The organism is Microbacterium arborescens, from assembly GCF_049707515.1.
Classification (GTDB): Bacteria; Actinomycetota; Actinomycetes; order Actinomycetales; family Microbacteriaceae; genus Microbacterium; species Microbacterium arborescens_B.
Genome location: NZ_JBNAFI010000004.1, coordinates 90396 through 106108 on the forward strand (window position 1 = coordinate 90396; position 15713 = coordinate 106108).

At 68.6% G+C, this 15713-nt stretch carries 12 protein-coding genes; 3 read left to right on the top strand and 9 right to left on the bottom strand.

Annotated features, from left to right (window positions below; genetic code table 11):
- Nucleotides 1-35: 35 nt before the first annotated feature.
- The 9 genes from ACPYN5_RS09680 to ACPYN5_RS09720 all read right to left on the bottom strand — a co-directional run bounded on the left by ACPYN5_RS09680 (nucleotide 36) and on the right by ACPYN5_RS09720 (nucleotide 12242).
- On the bottom strand, nucleotides 36-1691 hold the full coding sequence (locus ACPYN5_RS09680; protein ID WP_424448773.1) for an ABC transporter ATP-binding protein: 1656 nt from the start codon (nucleotides 1689-1691) through the stop codon (nucleotides 36-38).
- On the bottom strand, nucleotides 1688-2731 hold the full coding sequence (locus ACPYN5_RS09685) for an ABC transporter permease (RefSeq protein ID WP_424448774.1): 1044 nt from the start codon (nucleotides 2729-2731) through the stop codon (nucleotides 1688-1690). Before ACPYN5_RS09685 ends, ACPYN5_RS09680 begins: the two co-directional genes overlap by 4 nt.
- Nucleotides 2728-4248 carry an ABC transporter permease gene (locus ACPYN5_RS09690; protein WP_424448775.1) on the bottom strand — a complete coding sequence of 507 codons (1521 nt, stop codon included), beginning with the start codon at nucleotides 4246-4248 and terminating at the stop codon, nucleotides 2728-2730. Before ACPYN5_RS09690 ends, ACPYN5_RS09685 begins: the two co-directional genes overlap by 4 nt.
- A 112-nt stretch (nucleotides 4249-4360) precedes the next feature.
- The gene (locus ACPYN5_RS09695) at nucleotides 4361-6085 is read right to left on the bottom strand and encodes an ABC transporter substrate-binding protein (protein ID WP_424448776.1); all 1725 of its coding nucleotides are present in this window, start codon (nucleotides 6083-6085) and stop codon (nucleotides 4361-4363) included.
- 269 nt (nucleotides 6086-6354) lie between these two features.
- A complete protein-coding gene (locus ACPYN5_RS09700; protein ID WP_424448777.1) occupies nucleotides 6355-6909 on the bottom strand; it encodes a PH domain-containing protein in 555 nt (184 codons plus the stop codon).
- Between the two features lie 12 nt (nucleotides 6910-6921).
- Nucleotides 6922-8646: a dipeptide ABC transporter ATP-binding protein gene (locus ACPYN5_RS09705; protein ID WP_424448778.1), complete on the bottom strand. Its 1725-nt coding sequence runs from the start codon at nucleotides 8644-8646 to the stop codon at nucleotides 6922-6924.
- Nucleotides 8643-9593 carry an ABC transporter permease gene (locus ACPYN5_RS09710; RefSeq protein ID WP_424448779.1) on the bottom strand — a complete coding sequence of 317 codons (951 nt, stop codon included), beginning with the start codon at nucleotides 9591-9593 and terminating at the stop codon, nucleotides 8643-8645. Before ACPYN5_RS09710 ends, ACPYN5_RS09705 begins: the two co-directional genes overlap by 4 nt.
- The gene (locus ACPYN5_RS09715) at nucleotides 9583-10512 is read right to left on the bottom strand and encodes an ABC transporter permease (protein WP_424448780.1); all 930 of its coding nucleotides are present in this window, start codon (nucleotides 10510-10512) and stop codon (nucleotides 9583-9585) included. Before ACPYN5_RS09715 ends, ACPYN5_RS09710 begins: the two co-directional genes overlap by 11 nt.
- A 119-nt stretch (nucleotides 10513-10631) precedes the next feature.
- Nucleotides 10632-12242, bottom strand: coding sequence for a peptide ABC transporter substrate-binding protein (locus ACPYN5_RS09720; RefSeq protein ID WP_424448781.1), 1611 nt, complete (start codon nucleotides 12240-12242; stop codon nucleotides 10632-10634).
- A 326-nt stretch (nucleotides 12243-12568) separates the two neighbouring features.
- Between ACPYN5_RS09720 and ACPYN5_RS09725 the strand changes: the two genes are divergently transcribed.
- The 3 genes from ACPYN5_RS09725 to ACPYN5_RS09735 are packed head-to-tail and all read left to right on the top strand — an operon-like array spanning nucleotide 12569 to nucleotide 15686.
- On the top strand, nucleotides 12569-13774 hold the full coding sequence (locus ACPYN5_RS09725) for a M24 family metallopeptidase (RefSeq protein ID WP_424448782.1): 1206 nt from the start codon (nucleotides 12569-12571) through the stop codon (nucleotides 13772-13774).
- A gap of 2 nt (nucleotides 13775-13776) precedes the next feature.
- On the top strand, nucleotides 13777-15141 hold the full coding sequence (locus ACPYN5_RS09730) for a M20/M25/M40 family metallo-hydrolase (RefSeq protein ID WP_424448783.1): 1365 nt from the start codon (nucleotides 13777-13779) through the stop codon (nucleotides 15139-15141).
- A complete protein-coding gene (locus tag ACPYN5_RS09735) occupies nucleotides 15138-15686 on the top strand; it encodes an Lrp/AsnC family transcriptional regulator (RefSeq protein ID WP_424448784.1) in 549 nt (182 codons plus the stop codon). The genes ACPYN5_RS09730 and ACPYN5_RS09735 overlap by 4 nt, the downstream gene beginning before the upstream one ends.
- Nucleotides 15687-15713: the final 27 nt, after the last annotated feature.

Genomic DNA, 15713 nt, shown 5'->3' on the forward strand with positions numbered 1-15713 from the left:
CGCGGGGCGCCCGCGGAGAGGCTGGAAGCCGGTGTTCAGGATGCGTCGAGAGCTGCGCGACGGCCCTCACGGCGCCGGCGCTGTTCGAGGGGATCGGGTACGGGAGAAGCGGCGAGCAGCTCGCGGGTGTACGCCTCGCGGGGCTGCAGGAGCACCTGCGAGGTCGCGCCCTGCTCGACTGTGCGACCGGACTTGAGCACGAGGATCTGATCGGAGAGCTGGTCGACGACGGCGAGGTCGTGACTGACCAAGATGCACGCGAACGAGTAGGTCTCCTGCAGTTCCTTCAGCATGTCGAGCACCGCCGCCTCGACCGACACGTCGAGCGCGGAGGTGGGCTCGTCGGCGACGAACAGCTTCGGTCGCAGCGCGAGCGCGCGCGCGATCGACACGCGCTGGCGCTGTCCGCCGGAGAGCTCGTGCGGGTAGCGCTCGAGCACGTCGCGCGGCAACCGGACCGCGTCGAGCAGCTCGCGGGCTCGATCGAGCCGCTCGGCCTTGGTGCCGACGCGGTGGATCACCATCGGCTCGATGATGCAGTCGCCGATCGGGAACCGCGGGTCGAGAGATGCGGCGGGGTCCTGGAAGACGACACCGATCTCGCGGCGCACGTTCTTGGCCTTCCGCCCCCGCAGCTTCGCGAGATCCGCTCCCCCCAGGCTCAGCGTCCCCTCCGCGACGGGCATCAGCCCGAGAACGGCTCGGGCGATGGTCGACTTGCCCGAACCGGACTCGCCCACGATCCCGAGCACCTCGCCGGCAGCGAGGTCGAACGACACGTCCTCGACCGCGCGGAACGTCTTGCCCCGACCGGCGTACTCGAGCACGAGACCCTTCGCCTCGAGGACGACGTCGCGCGTGACGGCGTGGGCAGCCCGCGACGTGATCGCCGGGTCGAGCCGGGGAACCGCTGCCAGCAGCTTCTTCGTGTACGGATGCTGCGGCCGGGTGAGAACGTCCTCGACCGTGCCGACCTCGACGAGGTCACCGCGGTACATGACGGCCACGCGGTCTGCGATGTCGGCCACGACGCCCATGTTGTGCGTGATGAGCAGGATGCCGGCGTCGCGGTGGTCCTTCAGACGACGCAGCAGGTCGAGGATCTCCGCCTGCACCGTCACGTCCAGCGCCGTGGTCGGCTCGTCGGCGATGATGACCTTCGGATCGAGGGCGATCGCCATGGCGATCACGATCCGCTGGCGCTGGCCGCCGGAGAACTGGTGCGGGTACTGCTTGATGCGCCGCTCGGGATCGGGGATGCCCACATCGCGCAGCAGCTCGATCGATTGATCGCGTGCGTCCTCGCCGTAGGCGACGTCGTGCAGCTCGAAGATCTCGGTGAGCTGACGCTCGATCGTGAGCACCGGGTTCAGCGCGGTCATCGGCTCCTGGAAGATCATCGCGATCTCGGTGGCCCGGAGTTTCCGCATCCGTTCGTTCGGCAGACCGATCACCTCGGTGTCGCCCACCGTCACGGAGCCGCGTGTGATCGCGTTCTCGGCGAGGAGCCCCATCGCGGCGAGGGAGGTCACCGACTTGCCCGACCCCGACTCCCCCACCACCGCGACGACCTCGCCCGGTCGGACCTCGAGCGAGATCCCCTTGACGGCGTCGACGTCACCCGATCCGGTGAGGAAGGTGACCGAGAGATCGGTGAACTTCAGTGCGGTACGCGTTGCGGTGAGGCTCATGCGCGGTTCCTCCTCTTGATCTCGCGGCGGACGCTCCGGGACTGACGCGGGTCGTACGCGTCGCGGATGCCGTCACCCAGGAAGTTGATGGACAGGGCGATCGCGAGGATCATCACGCCCGGCCACCAGAACAGCCAGGGCCGGCTCGTGAAACTGCCCTGGTACTGGCTGATCAGCAGACCGAGCGAGGTCTCCGGGGGTTGGACGCCGAACCCGAGGAACGACAGCGAGCTCTCGAGCAGGATCGCGCCGGCGATGGCGAACGTCGCGTTCACCGCGATGACGCCGACGACGTTCGGCATGAGGTGGCGGAAGATGATGCGCGCTCCCCCCGCGCCGGAGGCCCGGGCCGCCAGCACGAAGTCGCGTTCGCGGAGCGACAGCACCTCGCCGCGCACCAGACGCGCGAGTCCTGTCCAGGTCAGAAGCGACAGCATGAACGCCAGGAGGATCGGGTTCTTGCCGATGTTGCCCGCGATCTGGCCGACGACCGCCGCCAGCGCGAGCAGCGGGATGACGATGAACAGGTCGGTGATGCGCATCAGCACCGAATCCACCCACCCCCGGTAGTAGCCCGCGACCGCGCCGATGATTCCGCCGATGGCCGTGGACGTCACACCGAGCACGAGACCCAGCAGGATCGAGCGCTGGGTGCCCATCATCGTCAGGGCGAAGTAGTCCTTGCCGGTGTTCTCCTGACCGAACGGGTGCTCGCCGATGCGGATGCCGTCTCCCCCGAGCCATTCCGGGATGAGGCTCAGCGTCGGAAGGCCGCCGTTGACGACGTCGCCGGCGGCGCGGTAGTCGTGCGGCCACCATCCGGGGATGCCGAAGAAGCCCACCGAGGAGAAGCTCAGGAGGGTGAGGAAGATCAGGACCACGGAGGAGATGGTGGCCGCCCGGTGCCGCAGGAACCGGCCCCACACGATGCGGGCCTGCGAGCGGGGCGGGGCGGTGCTCTTGGCCAGCGCCGCATCCTCGGCCTCGGCGACCGAGAGAACCGACGTCGTGGTCGGCACGTTGTCGTTCGGGTTCGTCATACTCGGATCCTCGGGTCGATGACGGCGTAGAAGATGTCCGCCAGCATGTTGAAGACGATCGCGGCCAGGCCGGTCACGAGGAAGAAGGCCATTACGGGGTTCGGGTCGACCTCGTGCAGCCCGGTGGCGAACAGGTCGCCCATGCCCTTCCAGCCGAAGACGCGCTCGGTGACCACGGCGCCGCCGATCAGGCCCGCGAAGTCGAAGGCCGCGATCGTCGCGATGGGGATCAGGGCGTTACGGAAGGCGTGGCGGAAGATGACGAGCCGCTCGGGCACACCCTTGGCACGCGCCGTGCGGATGAAGTCCTGGTTGCCGACCTCGAGCATCGACGTACGCGTGTAGCGGCTGTACGAGGCGAGCGAGATGACCGTCAGCAGCAGGGTCGGCAGCAGCATCTGCGTGCCGATGTCGAGGAAGGTCTGCCAGAAGGTCCCGTCGAAGTTCGGAGTCTGCGCACCGATCGTCGAGATGGGTCGGGGCTTGCGCTGCAGGAACGACGGCCAGACGCGGAACAGCGAGTCGACCACCGTGAGGAGCGCGCCGCCGAAGACCGTCACGAAGGCGACCACCGTCGCGGGCCCCCGGAAGCGGCCGCCGAAGAACCGGCCGATGAGGAAGGGCACGACGATCGCCAGGACGGCGCCCGCCGCCAGGACGCCCCAGTTCATGTAGTAGATGAACACGTTCGTCAGCGCGAGATGCATGACGACGACGAGACCCGCACTGGCCAGACCGATGACGACGACGCGTCGGTTGTGGAGGCCGACGGATGCCACGGTCGCGCTCAGGGCGAGCAGGACGGTGAGCACCGCGACCCCGATGATCGTCAGCCGCGGTTCGCGGAACGCATCCGTCGCGAGCATGAGCGACACGGCTGCACCCACGAACACCGCGGTGACGGCGAAGGTGATCGCGCGCCGCTTGAATGAGCCGCCGCCGAACACCTGGACGACGAAACCGATGACCACGGCTATCACCACGATCTGTGTCGGCGTCAGCTGCGGGTCGCGGATCCAGTCGTTGTATCCGATCGCGAGGTACTCCTTGAAGAGCACCGCGGCCCAGAAGACCGGCAGCGAGAAGAAGAGGAAGGTGAGGAAGGTGACGGCGTAGTCGAGGCCGGAGTACTGCCGGATCGCGGTCACGATACCGATCGCGATGCCGATGACCAGCGCGAGGATCGTGGCGAGCAGGACGAGCCTCATCGTCGAGGCCGCCGCCTGTCCCACGAGCGTGGTGACCTCGACACCCTGCCGGGTCAGCCCCAGGTCGCACTGGCCGATGAGGCACTTGCTCGCACCGAGCAGCCAGCTGAAGTAGCGCTGGTACCAGGGCAGATCGAGGTTCATGTATTCGGTACGTCGGGCGATCAACTGCTCGCGGTTGTCCGCGTTGCTCTCGCGCAGGTCGGCGAGCGGGTCACCGGAGTTGATCGTGAGGACGTACATCAGGAGGGATGCGGCGAGCATGATGCCCACCGCGGCCGCCAGTCGGCGGATGATGAATTTCAGCACGGAAGTCGAAGTCCCTTGGTCGTACGCGGGGCGCACGTGCGCCCCTCACGGGAGTGTGGGCCGTCACCGCAGCGACGGCCCACACTCTGGTCGTGTCAGAGACAGAACATGTTCACTCTGCGCGCGACCACTTCTCGGCGTTCCACATGATGCCGCTCTGGCCCACGGAGTGCTGCGCGTTCTCGATGTCGGCAGCGGCGGCGTCGACACCGGGGTGGGCGAACAGCGGGATGCCGTAGAGGTCGTCCCACAGCTGCTTCTCGATGATCTTCGTCTGCTCGAGGTGCACCGACTCGTCGAGGCTCGTCACGAGCGTCTGCCACGCCTCGTCGACGACCGGGCTGGAGTAGCCGCCGTAGTTCTGCGGCTTGTCGGTGGCGTAGATGTTCTGGCCCGAGGTGATCTGGCCGGAGCCCGCCCAGGCGAACAGGGCCACGTCGTAGTCACCGCGCTCCTGCGTGCCACCGGGCTGGAAGAAGTCGGCGTTGCCGACATCCTGGATCTCGAAGCCGGCCTGGTCGCACGACGACTTGATCAGGGCGACCTCGTCGGCACGACGCGGGTTCGGAGCCGAGTAGCCGATGCGGACGACGGTGCCTGCGGCGCCGGCCTCATCCACGAGCGCCTTGGCGGCCTCGACGTCGGGCTCGTCGTAGCGGCCGTCGTACGCCGCCGAGACGACCTCGTCGTAGTTCTCCTGGAACGGGAACACCTCGCGGGCGTTCATGACCTCGGCGTCCGAGCTGACGGGCTTGATGAGGTTGTCGACGATCTGCTGACGCGGAACGCACATCGCGAACGCCTGACGCAGCTCGAGGCTGTTCGCGAGCGAGGCGTTGCCCTTGAAGTTGAAGTCGAGGTGCTCCCAGGTCAGGGTCTGACCGGTGAGCAGCTGAGCGGCGTCGCCGAGTTCCTCGATCTGCGAGACGGTGTCGACCGAGGGCTGGGGCGCGATGACGTCGAGGTCGCCGTTCTCGAGCGCCTGGACCATCGCGTCCTGCTCGACGAAGCGGATGACGAGCTCGTCGTTGGCGGCCGGCTCACCGTAGTAGTTCTCGTTGCGCTTGAGCGTGACGGACTGGCCGGCCTCCCAGGACGAGAGGACGTACGGGCCGGAGCTCGGGATGAGCGCCTCGTCGGGAAGCGTGCCGGGCGCAGTGTTCCAGCCCGTATTCCAGAACTCGGCCGCCGTCGCCAGCGCTGCGGCGTCGCCGCCGCGGATCGCCTCGACGAGCTCCTCGGTCGACATGCCGCCCTGCTCCGCCACGACGTGCGCGGGGCTGACGAGCCACGTCTGGATCTGCCAGTCGGGGTCGGGAGCGGCGAACTCGACGGTGAAGGACTTGGCGTCGGCCTCGCCCTGGGGACCCTGGGGCACCGTGTCGCCGAGGTCCTGCGAGACCGAGTTGAAGAGCGGGCCTTCAGCGCCGGCGATGTTCGCGTTCTGCACGCCCCACGCGAGGACGGCATCCGCGACCGTGATCGGCGTGCCGTCGGACCAGACAGCGTCGTCGGCGATGGTGTATTCGATGATCATCGGGTCTTCCGACACCATCTCGTAGGAGCCCAGGTCGGAGTTCGGCTGGATGGCGCCGACCTCGTCGAAGTAGCTGAAGCCCACGAGGATGCGGTCCACGATCGCGGAGTTGTACGTCGAGTACGTCTCCGGGGTGAACCCGTTGTAGCTGATGAAGTCGTTCGGACCGACCGAAACGGCGATGGACTGGCTCGCCGTCGTGGCCTCCTGTTCGCCGCCGTCCGCCGGCGCGCAGCCGACGACGACGAGCGCCAGGGCTGCGGCGCTTGCGGCCGCCATGGAGATACGCGTCAAACGCATTCCCACTCCTGTTCTCTTGATGATCCGGGCGACGGAAGACCTTTCCGCTCCCCGCCCGGCGACGTCGCCGCCGAGCTCAGATGACCACTACCCTGGCGCGCGTTCGTTTCGAGCGTGTTGCGCGAACCACGTTCGTTAGCAAAATGTGTCCTACGGGAGCCACCGTTGGCGCACGCCTTGCTCACCCTGCGTCGACCCGGGTGAGCACTTCGGCAGGCGGCGGGCGCACGCGGAGACGCGGGCCCCGGAGGATCGGACGACGGGGTCGATCAGCCGCCGGCGACGAGCGCGATGACGGCCCAGAGGGCGATGACCGCCAGCGGCAGGAGGACCGCACGATTCCACGTCGTCGTGATCGGAGCCGTCACGGCTCCGGGGGCGTTCGCGTCCCACGCCTGCGTGATCTCATCGATCTCGCGCACCGCCGCCGGCATCCGCTCAGCCTCGTCGCGCACGCTCGACCATGCGCCACGGCCGACGCGCGCAGGCCTTCCGGGCGACGGGCCGCCGAACGCGGTGATCGATCGGCCGTCGGCCGTGTCGACGACGATCTGCCAGCGCAGCCGGACGCCGGTGACCGCGCCCCACGGCACGCGCGTCACGCGCAGCGGGTTCGCGATGACGATCGCGCTTTCGTCGATCGCGACGAAGGGCGCGTAGAGCAGCGTGTAGATGACCCAGACCGCCAGCAGCACCCAGGGCGCGATGAGCAGACCCTGGATGACGCCGCCGCGGACGAACACGTCGCCGAGGAGGAAGGCGGCGAGCAGACCGGCGCCGGCAACCGCGATGGTCGCCGACGCCGGTCGGTAGGTCTTGTTCATGCTGCGGTCGGATCAGACGCCGAACTGGAAGCCCGCACCGGGGATCGCCGCGAGGAGTTCGCGCGTGTAGTCCTCGGTCGAGTGATCGAAGACCTCATCGGTCGTCGCCGACTCGACGAGCCGCCCCCGCCGCATGACCGAGACGTTGTCCGCCACCAGGCGCACCACGGCGAGGTCATGGGTGATGAACAGGTACGTCAGGTCGAGCTCGGTCTGCAGTTCCGTCAGCAGGTTCAGGATCTGACCCTGCACCAGCACGTCGAGCGCGGACACGGCCTCGTCGAGAACCAGCACGTCGGGCTTCAGAGCCAGTGCGCGCGCGATCGCGACGCGCTGACGCTGACCGCCCGAGAGCTCGCTCGGGTAGCGGTCCTTGGCCGCCGCCGGCAGCGACACCTGGTCGAGCAGTTCGCGCACGCGCGCCGACCGCTCCTTCTGGCTGCCGAACTTGTGCACGCGCATGGGCTCGGCGATCGTGTCGCCGACGCTGTACTGCGGGTCGAGCGTGCCGTAGGGGTCCTGGAAGACCGGCTGCACGCGGCGCCGGAAGGCCAGCTCCTCGGCGCGGCTCAGCCCGCCGAGCTTCTTGCCGTCGAAACGGATCTCGCCCGAGGTCAGCTGCTCGAGCTGCAGGAAGAGCTTCGCGAGGGTCGACTTGCCCGAGCCGGACTCGCCGACGATCGCGGTCGTCGTCCCCTTCGCGACCTGGATGCTGACGTCGTCGACCGCGACGATCTCCTTCGAGGAGAGGCCGCCCGTGCGCACCTTGTAGACGCGGCGCGCGTTGCGGATGTCGATGAAGTCGGTGCGCGCGGCGATGGACTCCGCCTCGGCCTCGCGCTCTTCGGCACGCGCGAGGAACTCCTCTCCCGCACCGAACACGTCGACGTCCTCGTGGTGGCGCACCGCCTGGATGCGACGGGACGCGAGGCTGGGAGCCGCCGAGACCAGGCGCTTGGTGTACGGGTGCTTCGGGTCGGCGAGGATCTCCTGCGACGGGCCCGACTCGACGACGCGGCCGCGGTACATCACGACGAGGTGCTCGGCGCGCTCGGCCGCGAGGCCCAGGTCGTGGGTGATGAAGAGCACCGACGTGCCGAAGTCCGTCGTCAGGGTGCCGAGGTGGTCGAGGATCTGGCGCTGGACCGTCACGTCGAGCGCCGAGGTCGGCTCGTCGGCGATGAGCAGCTTCGGGCGCGCCGACAGACCGATGCCGATCAGGGCGCGCTGACGCATGCCGCCGGAGAACTGGTGCGGGTACTGCCGCATCCGGTCCTCGGCGTCGGGGAGTCCTGCCTCGGTCAGCACCTCGACGGCGCGGTCGCGCACGCCGGCGCGTCCCGTCGCGCTCCGGTTGGAGCGCACGGCCTCACGCACCTGGAACCCGACGGTGAGCACCGGGTTGAGGTTGGACATGGGGTCCTGCGGCACGTAGCCGATCTGCGATCCGCGCACGGACTGCAGCTCGCGGTTCGACAGGGCGGCGAGATCGCGCCCCTCGAACATGATCTGGCCGTCGGTGATGCGTCCCGTTCCCGGAAGCAGGCGGATGATCGCCTGCGCGGTGGTGGACTTGCCCGAGCCGGACTCGCCGACGATCGCGACGGACTGGCGCGGGTAGATGGTCAGGTCTACACCGCGCACGGCCGGCACGAGGCCAGCCTTGGTCTGGAACCCGACGTGGAGGTTGCGGATGTCCAGCAGCGGCGTGGCATCCGAGGACGTGGTGTCGCTCATCGGCGCGCACGCTCCTTCGGGTCGAGGGCGTCGCGCACGACGTCGCCCAGCATGAGGAAGGACAGGACCGTCACCGACAGCGCGGCGGCGGGGTAGATCAGCACCATGGGGCTCGTGGTGAGCGACTGGCGCGCCGAGTTGATGTCGTTGCCCCAGCTCATCACCGTGCCGGGGAGGCCGATGCCGAGGAACGACAGCGTCGCCTCCGCGACGATGAACGTGCCGAGCGAGACGGTGGCGACCGCGATCACGGGGGCGACGGCGTTGGGCAGGACGTGACGCAGCAGCACGCGCCAGCGCGAGACGCCGAGCGCGATGGATGCCACCACGTAGTCGGCCTGCTTGGCGGTCAGGACCGCACCGCGCATGATGCGGGCGATCTGCGGCCAGGCGAACACCGCGATCACGAGCGCGACGACGAGCGGGGTGCGCTCGGGGACGACCGACATGAACACGATCGCACCGAGGACCGTCGGGATGGCGAAGAAGATGTCGGCCACACGCGAGAGGATCGCGTCGAGGATGCCGCCGTAATAGCCCGCCAGAGCGCCGACGATCGAACCGAAGATCGTCACCATCAGGGTCGCGACGACGCCCACCATCACCGACGACTGCGTGCCGTAGATGACACGTGCGTAGACGTCGCATCCCTGGCGCGTGAAGCCGAACGGGTGCCCCGCGGTCGGGCCGCCGTTGCTGTTGGCCAGCAGACAGTTCGCGGTCGGAGAGACGGGCGAGAACAGTCCGGGCAGCAGAGCGACGACGAGGATGAGGACGATGAGGACGGCGGACACCCAGAACATCGGGCGTCGGCGCATCGACTGCCACGCGTCGCCCCAGACGGTGCGCGGCTTGTCGTCGGTCGAGACGGCGTCGATCGCCTGGAGGGGCGTCTCCTCCTCGGGCGCGACGAAGTGGTCCTGATTCCGGCGGAGATTACTTGGCATAGCGGATCCTCGGGTCGAGCCAGGCGTACAAGAGGTCGACCAGCAGGTTCGCCAGCATGATGATGATCACCATGATGGCGACGAAGGACACGACCGTGGGTCCTTCACCGATCGTGATGGCGCGGTAGATCGTGCCGCCCACGCCGTTGATGTTGAAGATGCTCTCGGTGACGATCGCGCCGACCATGAGCGACCCGAGGTCCACGCCCAGATAGGTGACGACGGGGACGAGCGAGTTGCGCAGCACGTGCACCGTGACGACGCGCGGGCGGCTGAGGCCCTTGGCGGTCGCGGTCCGGACGAAGTCGGCCGACAGGTTCTCGGCGACCGACGAACGCGTGAGACGGACGATGTAGGCGAACGACACCGTCGCGAGCACGATGGCGGGCAGCAGCAGCTCGTTCCAGGGTGCGCCGGCACTCACCGTCGTGCGGAACCACCCCAGCTGGATCCCGAGGAGGTACTGGAGAACGAAGCCGATGACGAAGGTCGGCACGGAGATGAGCAGCAGGCTCACCACCAGCGCGGTGGCGTCGAAGAGCTTTCCCTTGCGGAGTCCGGCGATCAGACCCACGACGATGCCGAAGACGGCCTCGATGCCGAGCGCGAGGACGGCCAGACGCAGCGTGATGGGGAATGCCTGAGCCATGACGTCGATGACGGGGCGACCGGAGAAGGTCGTGCCCCAGTCGCCCTGGACCAGGGCGCCGATGTACAGGAAGTACTGCACGATGAACGGCTTGTCGAGGTTGTACTGCGCGCGCACCGCTTCAATGGCCGCGGGCGAAGGCTGACGATCACCGTAGAGGGCGGCGATCGGGTCTCCCGGCAGCAGGAAGACGAGGGCGTAGATGAGAAGGGTCGCCCCGAAGAAGACGGGGATCAGCTGCAACAGCCGTCGACCGATGAACCAGAGCATCGACGAATAGTTCCTAAATGAGGTTCGGGTGTTTTGGGGGGTGGCATGGTCCGGTCAGCACGGTGTCCGGGACGCAACGCGCCCCGGACACCGTACTCGATGATCGCCGGAAGCCGAACTCAGCCCTTGGTGATCTCTTCGTAGAGCGGAACGGAGTCCCAGCCGAAGACGACGTTGTCGACGCCCTCGCCCCAGACGCCCACGGCGTTGGCGTACCACAGCGGGATGCTGGGCAGGTCGCGCATCAGGATCTCCTGCGCCTGCTCGTAGAGGCCGGCCGCATCCTCGACCGAGGGAGCCGCCGCGGCCTGCGCGAGCAGGTCGTCGAACTCGGGGTTGGTGTAGCCCTCGTAGTTCGAGCTGCCGCCGGTGCTGTACTGCGCCGACAGGAAGTTACCCTGCGAGGGGTAGTCAGCCTGCCAGCCGGCGCGGGTGGCGCCGGTGAGGGTGCCGGTGGTGCGCAGGTCGAGCGCTGCGGCGAAGGTCGGGAACGGCAGGCCGCTCGCCTCGATGCCCAGCGTGTTGGCGATGCTGTTCGCGACCGCGTCGACCCAGGCCTGGTGGCCGCCGTCGGAGTTGTAGGCGAGGGTGAACGGGCCGGTGTACGGCTTGATCGCCTCGGCCTCGGCCCACTTCGCCTTCGCCTCTTCGGGGTTGTACTCGAGCACCTCGGAACCGGGCAGCTCGTCGCTCCAGCCCTCGACGACCGGCGACGTGAAGTCGGTGGCCGGCGTGCGGGTGCCCTGGAAGATCGTGTCGGTGATCTCTTCGCGGTTGATCGCCATCGAGATCGCCGCACGACGCAGCTGACCCTCTTCGTCGTTGCCGAAGTCCGGCAGGTAGAAGGGGATGTTGAAGCCCTGGTAGATCGCGGCGGGCTGGTTCACCGAACGCTCGGGGAAGTCGGTCTCGTAGGTCGCGAACGCGGTGTCGGGCACCGTGTCGAGAACGTCGAGGTTTCCGCCCTGCGCGTCGGCGTAGGCCGACTCGAGCGAGGTGTAGAAGACGAAGTTGAGGCCGTCGTTCTTGACCTCGCGGACGCCCTTGTAGTCGGGGTTCGGAACGAGGTTGATGCCCTCGTTGTGACGCCAGGCACCCTCGCCGTCGAGCATGTAGGGGCCGTTGCCGATCGGGTTCTCACCGAACGCCTCGAGGTCCTCGAAGGCGACCGACGGGAGCGGCATGTACGCCGTGTAGCCCAGACGCAGCGGGAAGTCGGCGTCGGGAGCCTTGAGCGTGACCGTGAAGGTCATGTCGTCGACGACCGCGAGGCCCGTGGGAGCGGTGCTGCCGTCGTCGGTCGCGCCCTCGATCGTGTAGAACCAGTACGCGCCGTTGGGGTCCTGCGCGCCGGCGGTCCAGGTGTCGACGAACGTCTGCGCGGTGATCTCCTCACCGTTGGTGAACGTCCAGCCGTCGGCGACGGTGATCGTCCAGACGACGTTGTCATCGCTCTCGATCGACGAGGCGACCTCGTTCTGGATGGCGCCGTCGGCCTGGTAGCTGACGAGGCCCGCGTAGAGCGAGGTGAGGATGCGCCCACCGCCGGTCTCCGTGGTGCCGAACGTGAGCAGCGGGTTCTGCGGCTCGGTGCCGTTCGCGGTGATGATCGCGGAGGCATTGGAGCCCCCGCCCGTGTTGCTGTCGCCGCCGGCCGAGCATCCGGTCAGCGTGAGCGTGACGGCGGATACCAGCGCGATCGCGCCGACTCCCCAACGTCGTCTCGACATGTTTCCTCCTGGGTGACGGGTACGCGCTCATAGTCGACGGCGGTGAAGACACGCCGGTGTCCAGAGCACGGGATATACCCCCGACGATAAGCGCGCCCCGGTCCTGTGACCGCATCCAGGCCCAAACCGTTACATGTCGGCAACAATCGCGCCGGGAGGCTTGTCATCCTGCGCCGGGAACCGTCCGGCGTCTGGGCGGAGCGTCGCACCGACGCGGCGGGACCGGATGGACCGGCTCCGAAGACACCTTCGGTACGGAGGCCCAAGACACGCAAATCTTTCGTAACGAAGGCGCAGGGTTGGTCTGAACCGATTGATGTAAGGTCGTGACGTCCTGCACCGCGCCGGACATCGACTGGAAGAGAGCAGCCGTGGTGGAAGACGCCATCCTCATCTACGCGAGCACGCTGGCCGCTGACATGCGCCACGTCATCCCCCACGATGTGCACGACCCGTTCCTCTACATCGAGATCGACGGCGCACCCCACGTGGCCATCAAGTCGCTCGAGGCCGCGCGTATGCGCGACGTGCCCGGCATGACCGTCTTCCCCCTCGATGAACTCGGCTTCGACGACTTCCGCGCAGCGGGTCAGGACCCCGACCTCGCCGAGCTCTCCACCCTCGTCGAAGCCTGCCGCCGCCTCGGCGTCACCGCCGCCTCGGTTCCGCCGACCTTCCCGCTCGAGGTGGCCGATCACCTGCGGGCCAACGGCGTCGAGGTGCGCGTCGACCGCGAGCTGTTCGTGCAGCGCCGTCGCGTGAAGACCCCGCACGAGCTGGCCGGCATCCGCCGCGCCCAGGTGGCGGCCGAAGCGGGCGTGTCGCTCGTGGCCGACGCCATGGACCGGGCCACGGTCGGCGCGGACGGCGGACTCCTCCTCGACGGAGTCCCCCTCACCTGCGAGGACCTGAAGGACCGCATCCGGTCGGTGTTCCTCCGCAACGGCTGCGAGGACGCCGGCATGATCGTCGCCCACGGCGCGCAGACCTGCATCGGCCACCACGCCGGGTCGGGCCAGATCTTCGAGGGCGAGCCGGTCACCGTCGACATCTGTCCCCGCGACATCGCCTCCGGCGGCAACTCCGACATGACCCGCACCTTCGTCAAGGGCGACATCGACGACGAGCTCGCCTTCTACTACGACATCGTCAAGAAGTCCTTCGACGCGACGCTCGCCGCCATCCGCCCGGGTCTGCCGGTGGCGGAGCTGCACCGCATCTCGTGCGAGCCCATCGAAGCGGCCGGCCAGCCGACTCAGCTGACCAAGAAGCCGGGCGAGGTCCTCGACGAGGGCTACTTCCACTCCCTCGGACACGGCGTCGGACTCGAGGTGCACGAGCCGCCGAGCCTCAACCAGAACGACGCGGTACTCGTCGCGGGAGACGTCATCGCCATCGAGCCCGGCTGCTACCGCCAGGGCTTCGGCGGCGTGCGCCTCGAGGACATCGTGCTGGTGACCGAGGACGGCTACGAGCTCATCTCGGACTACCCCTACGACCTCGTGCCGCTCTCGCTGCCGCGGGGGAAGTGACGATGAGCCGCGATCCGCGGATCGACGAGTCCGCCGACGCGATCGTCTCGAGCTGGCAGGAGCTGTGCCGCTTCCCCACGGTCGCCGGGCGGCTCGACGCCATCGCGGCGGCGGCGGACTGGATCGAGGAGCGCCTGACGCCCCTGATGGACCGGGTCGTCCGCTACGACATCCCGGGGTACGGTCCCGTCGTCGTCGGCTTCCGCGCCGGCGCGAGCGATGCGTCACTGCTGCTCTACAACCACTACGACGTGCAGCCCGAGGGCGACCCCGCGCGCTGGAGCTCGCCGCCGTACGCCACCGAGATCCGGGGCGGCGCCATGTACGCCCGGGGTGCGTGCGACGACAAGGCCGACGTCGCGGGGCGACTCGCGTCGCTGCGCCTGTGGATCGAGGAGCACGACGGGCGCACGCCCTTCGGCGTCATCTACCTCGCCGACCCGTGCGAGGAGATCGGCAGCCCCGGGCTCGGCGACGTGCTGGCGGCCCACGCCGCGGACCTCCGCGCCGACGCGTGCCTGTGGGAGAGCTACCTGCGCGAGGAGGACGGCCGACCGGCCGTAGGATTCGGATGCCGCGGCTCGCTTGAGATCGAGCTCTCGCTCGACATCCTCGCGGCAGCGCAACATCCCTCCTACTCGTCGATCCTGCGGTCGGCTCCCCTCGAGCTGATGGCCGCGATCTCGTCGCTGCGCACCGCCGACGGCCGCATCGCGGTCGCCGGTGTTCGAGACGACGCGCTCGTCCCCGACGAGCGGGCGCGCCGCCGCACCGCGGACATCACGCTGCCCGGCCCCTCGATCGCCCGCGACGGGGTCTCGCCGTACCTCCCGGGAACGACGTCGGAGCTCTCCGCCCGCTTCGTGTTCGAACCTTCCATGAGCCTGTCGGGCTTCGACCTCGACGAGGGCGTGCGACAGAGCATCCCGGCCTCGGCGTCGGCGCGCGTCCGGTTCGGGCTCGTGCCGGGGATGCAGCCCGAGCGCGTCGTCGACGCGGTGCGGACGCATCTGTCCGAGCGGCATCCGGACGTCGCGGTATCCGTGATCCGGGCACTTGCGCCCGCCTACTCGCCGGTCGAGTCGGCGTTCGGTGAAGCCGTGGTGCGAGCGGCCGGGCAGGCCTTCGGCGCCGAGGCCGTCGTCTACGACGTCATGACCGGCGCCGGTCCCGGGGCCCTGTTCCTCGAGCACCTCGGCGCGCCCATCATCTCGCCCACCGGGACGCTCCGTCCCGCCGGCAACATGCACGGTTACGATGAGCACGGTTACGTCGAGGACTTCCTCGATCACGTGCAGTTCACGCTCGACGTCCTTCGCGAGCTCGAACGAAGCGGCTTCGCCGACAGCGCCCGGGGAGGGGCATGACGACCGATCCTGCGCGACTGCGCTCCCTGCTCGAGCCCGAACGCGAGGTGCTCGAGATCGACGACGTCGACCGTCGCATCCTTCACCGGCTGCACGAGGATGCCCGGGCGTCGATGCGCAGCATCGCCGCGGACGTCGGGATGTCGGCCCCCGCGGTCGCCGAGCGCATCGCGCGGATGGAGCGCGGACACGTCATCCGTCGCCACACGATCGAGCTCGACTGGGCGGCGCTGGGCTACCCGATGCTCGTCGTGATGCCGCTGCGACTGACCGGCAACGCGGATGCCGCGGCCGTGCTCACCGCGCTCAAGGCGATCGACGCGATGACCGAGGTCATCGTGCTCGCTGCGGGCTACGACCTCATGGCCCGCTTCCGCGTGCGCGATCACGCCGACCTGCAGGCTCTGCTCGTCGAGCACGTGTGGCCCATCCCGGGCATCGACCGCGTCGAGACGATGCTCGCCATCGGCCGCCTCGCCGACCCGGAGCCCCTGCAGCACGTCCTGGCTACCGAGACGCCGGCACGCAAGCGCCGCCGTCCCTGAACGCGCCGCGCCGTCCTAGCATCGACG

What these genes read in the sequence shown, in the direction of transcription:
- ACPYN5_RS09720 (WP_424448781.1), bottom strand. Translation starts at nt 12,242, where the DNA reads ATGTCGAGACGACGTTGGGGAGTCGGCGCGATCGCGCTGGTATCCGCC.
- ACPYN5_RS09700 (WP_424448777.1), bottom strand. Translation starts at nt 6,909, where the DNA reads ATGAACAAGACCTACCGACCGGCGTCGGCGACCATCGCGGTTGCCGGC.
- ACPYN5_RS09735 (WP_424448784.1), top strand. Translation starts at nt 15,138, where the DNA reads ATGACGACCGATCCTGCGCGACTGCGCTCCCTGCTCGAGCCCGAACGC.
- ACPYN5_RS09710 (WP_424448779.1), bottom strand. Translation starts at nt 9,593, where the DNA reads ATGCCAAGTAATCTCCGCCGGAATCAGGACCACTTCGTCGCGCCCGAG.
- ACPYN5_RS09715 (WP_424448780.1), bottom strand. Translation starts at nt 10,512, where the DNA reads ATGCTCTGGTTCATCGGTCGACGGCTGTTGCAGCTGATCCCCGTCTTC.
- ACPYN5_RS09680 (WP_424448773.1), bottom strand. Translation starts at nt 1,691, where the DNA reads ATGAGCCTCACCGCAACGCGTACCGCACTGAAGTTCACCGATCTCTCG.
- ACPYN5_RS09695 (WP_424448776.1), bottom strand. Translation starts at nt 6,085, where the DNA reads ATGCGTTTGACGCGTATCTCCATGGCGGCCGCAAGCGCCGCAGCCCTG.
- ACPYN5_RS09730 (WP_424448783.1), top strand. Translation starts at nt 13,777, where the DNA reads ATGAGCCGCGATCCGCGGATCGACGAGTCCGCCGACGCGATCGTCTCG.
- ACPYN5_RS09705 (WP_424448778.1), bottom strand. Translation starts at nt 8,646, where the DNA reads ATGAGCGACACCACGTCCTCGGATGCCACGCCGCTGCTGGACATCCGC.
- ACPYN5_RS09685 (WP_424448774.1), bottom strand. Translation starts at nt 2,731, where the DNA reads ATGACGAACCCGAACGACAACGTGCCGACCACGACGTCGGTTCTCTCG.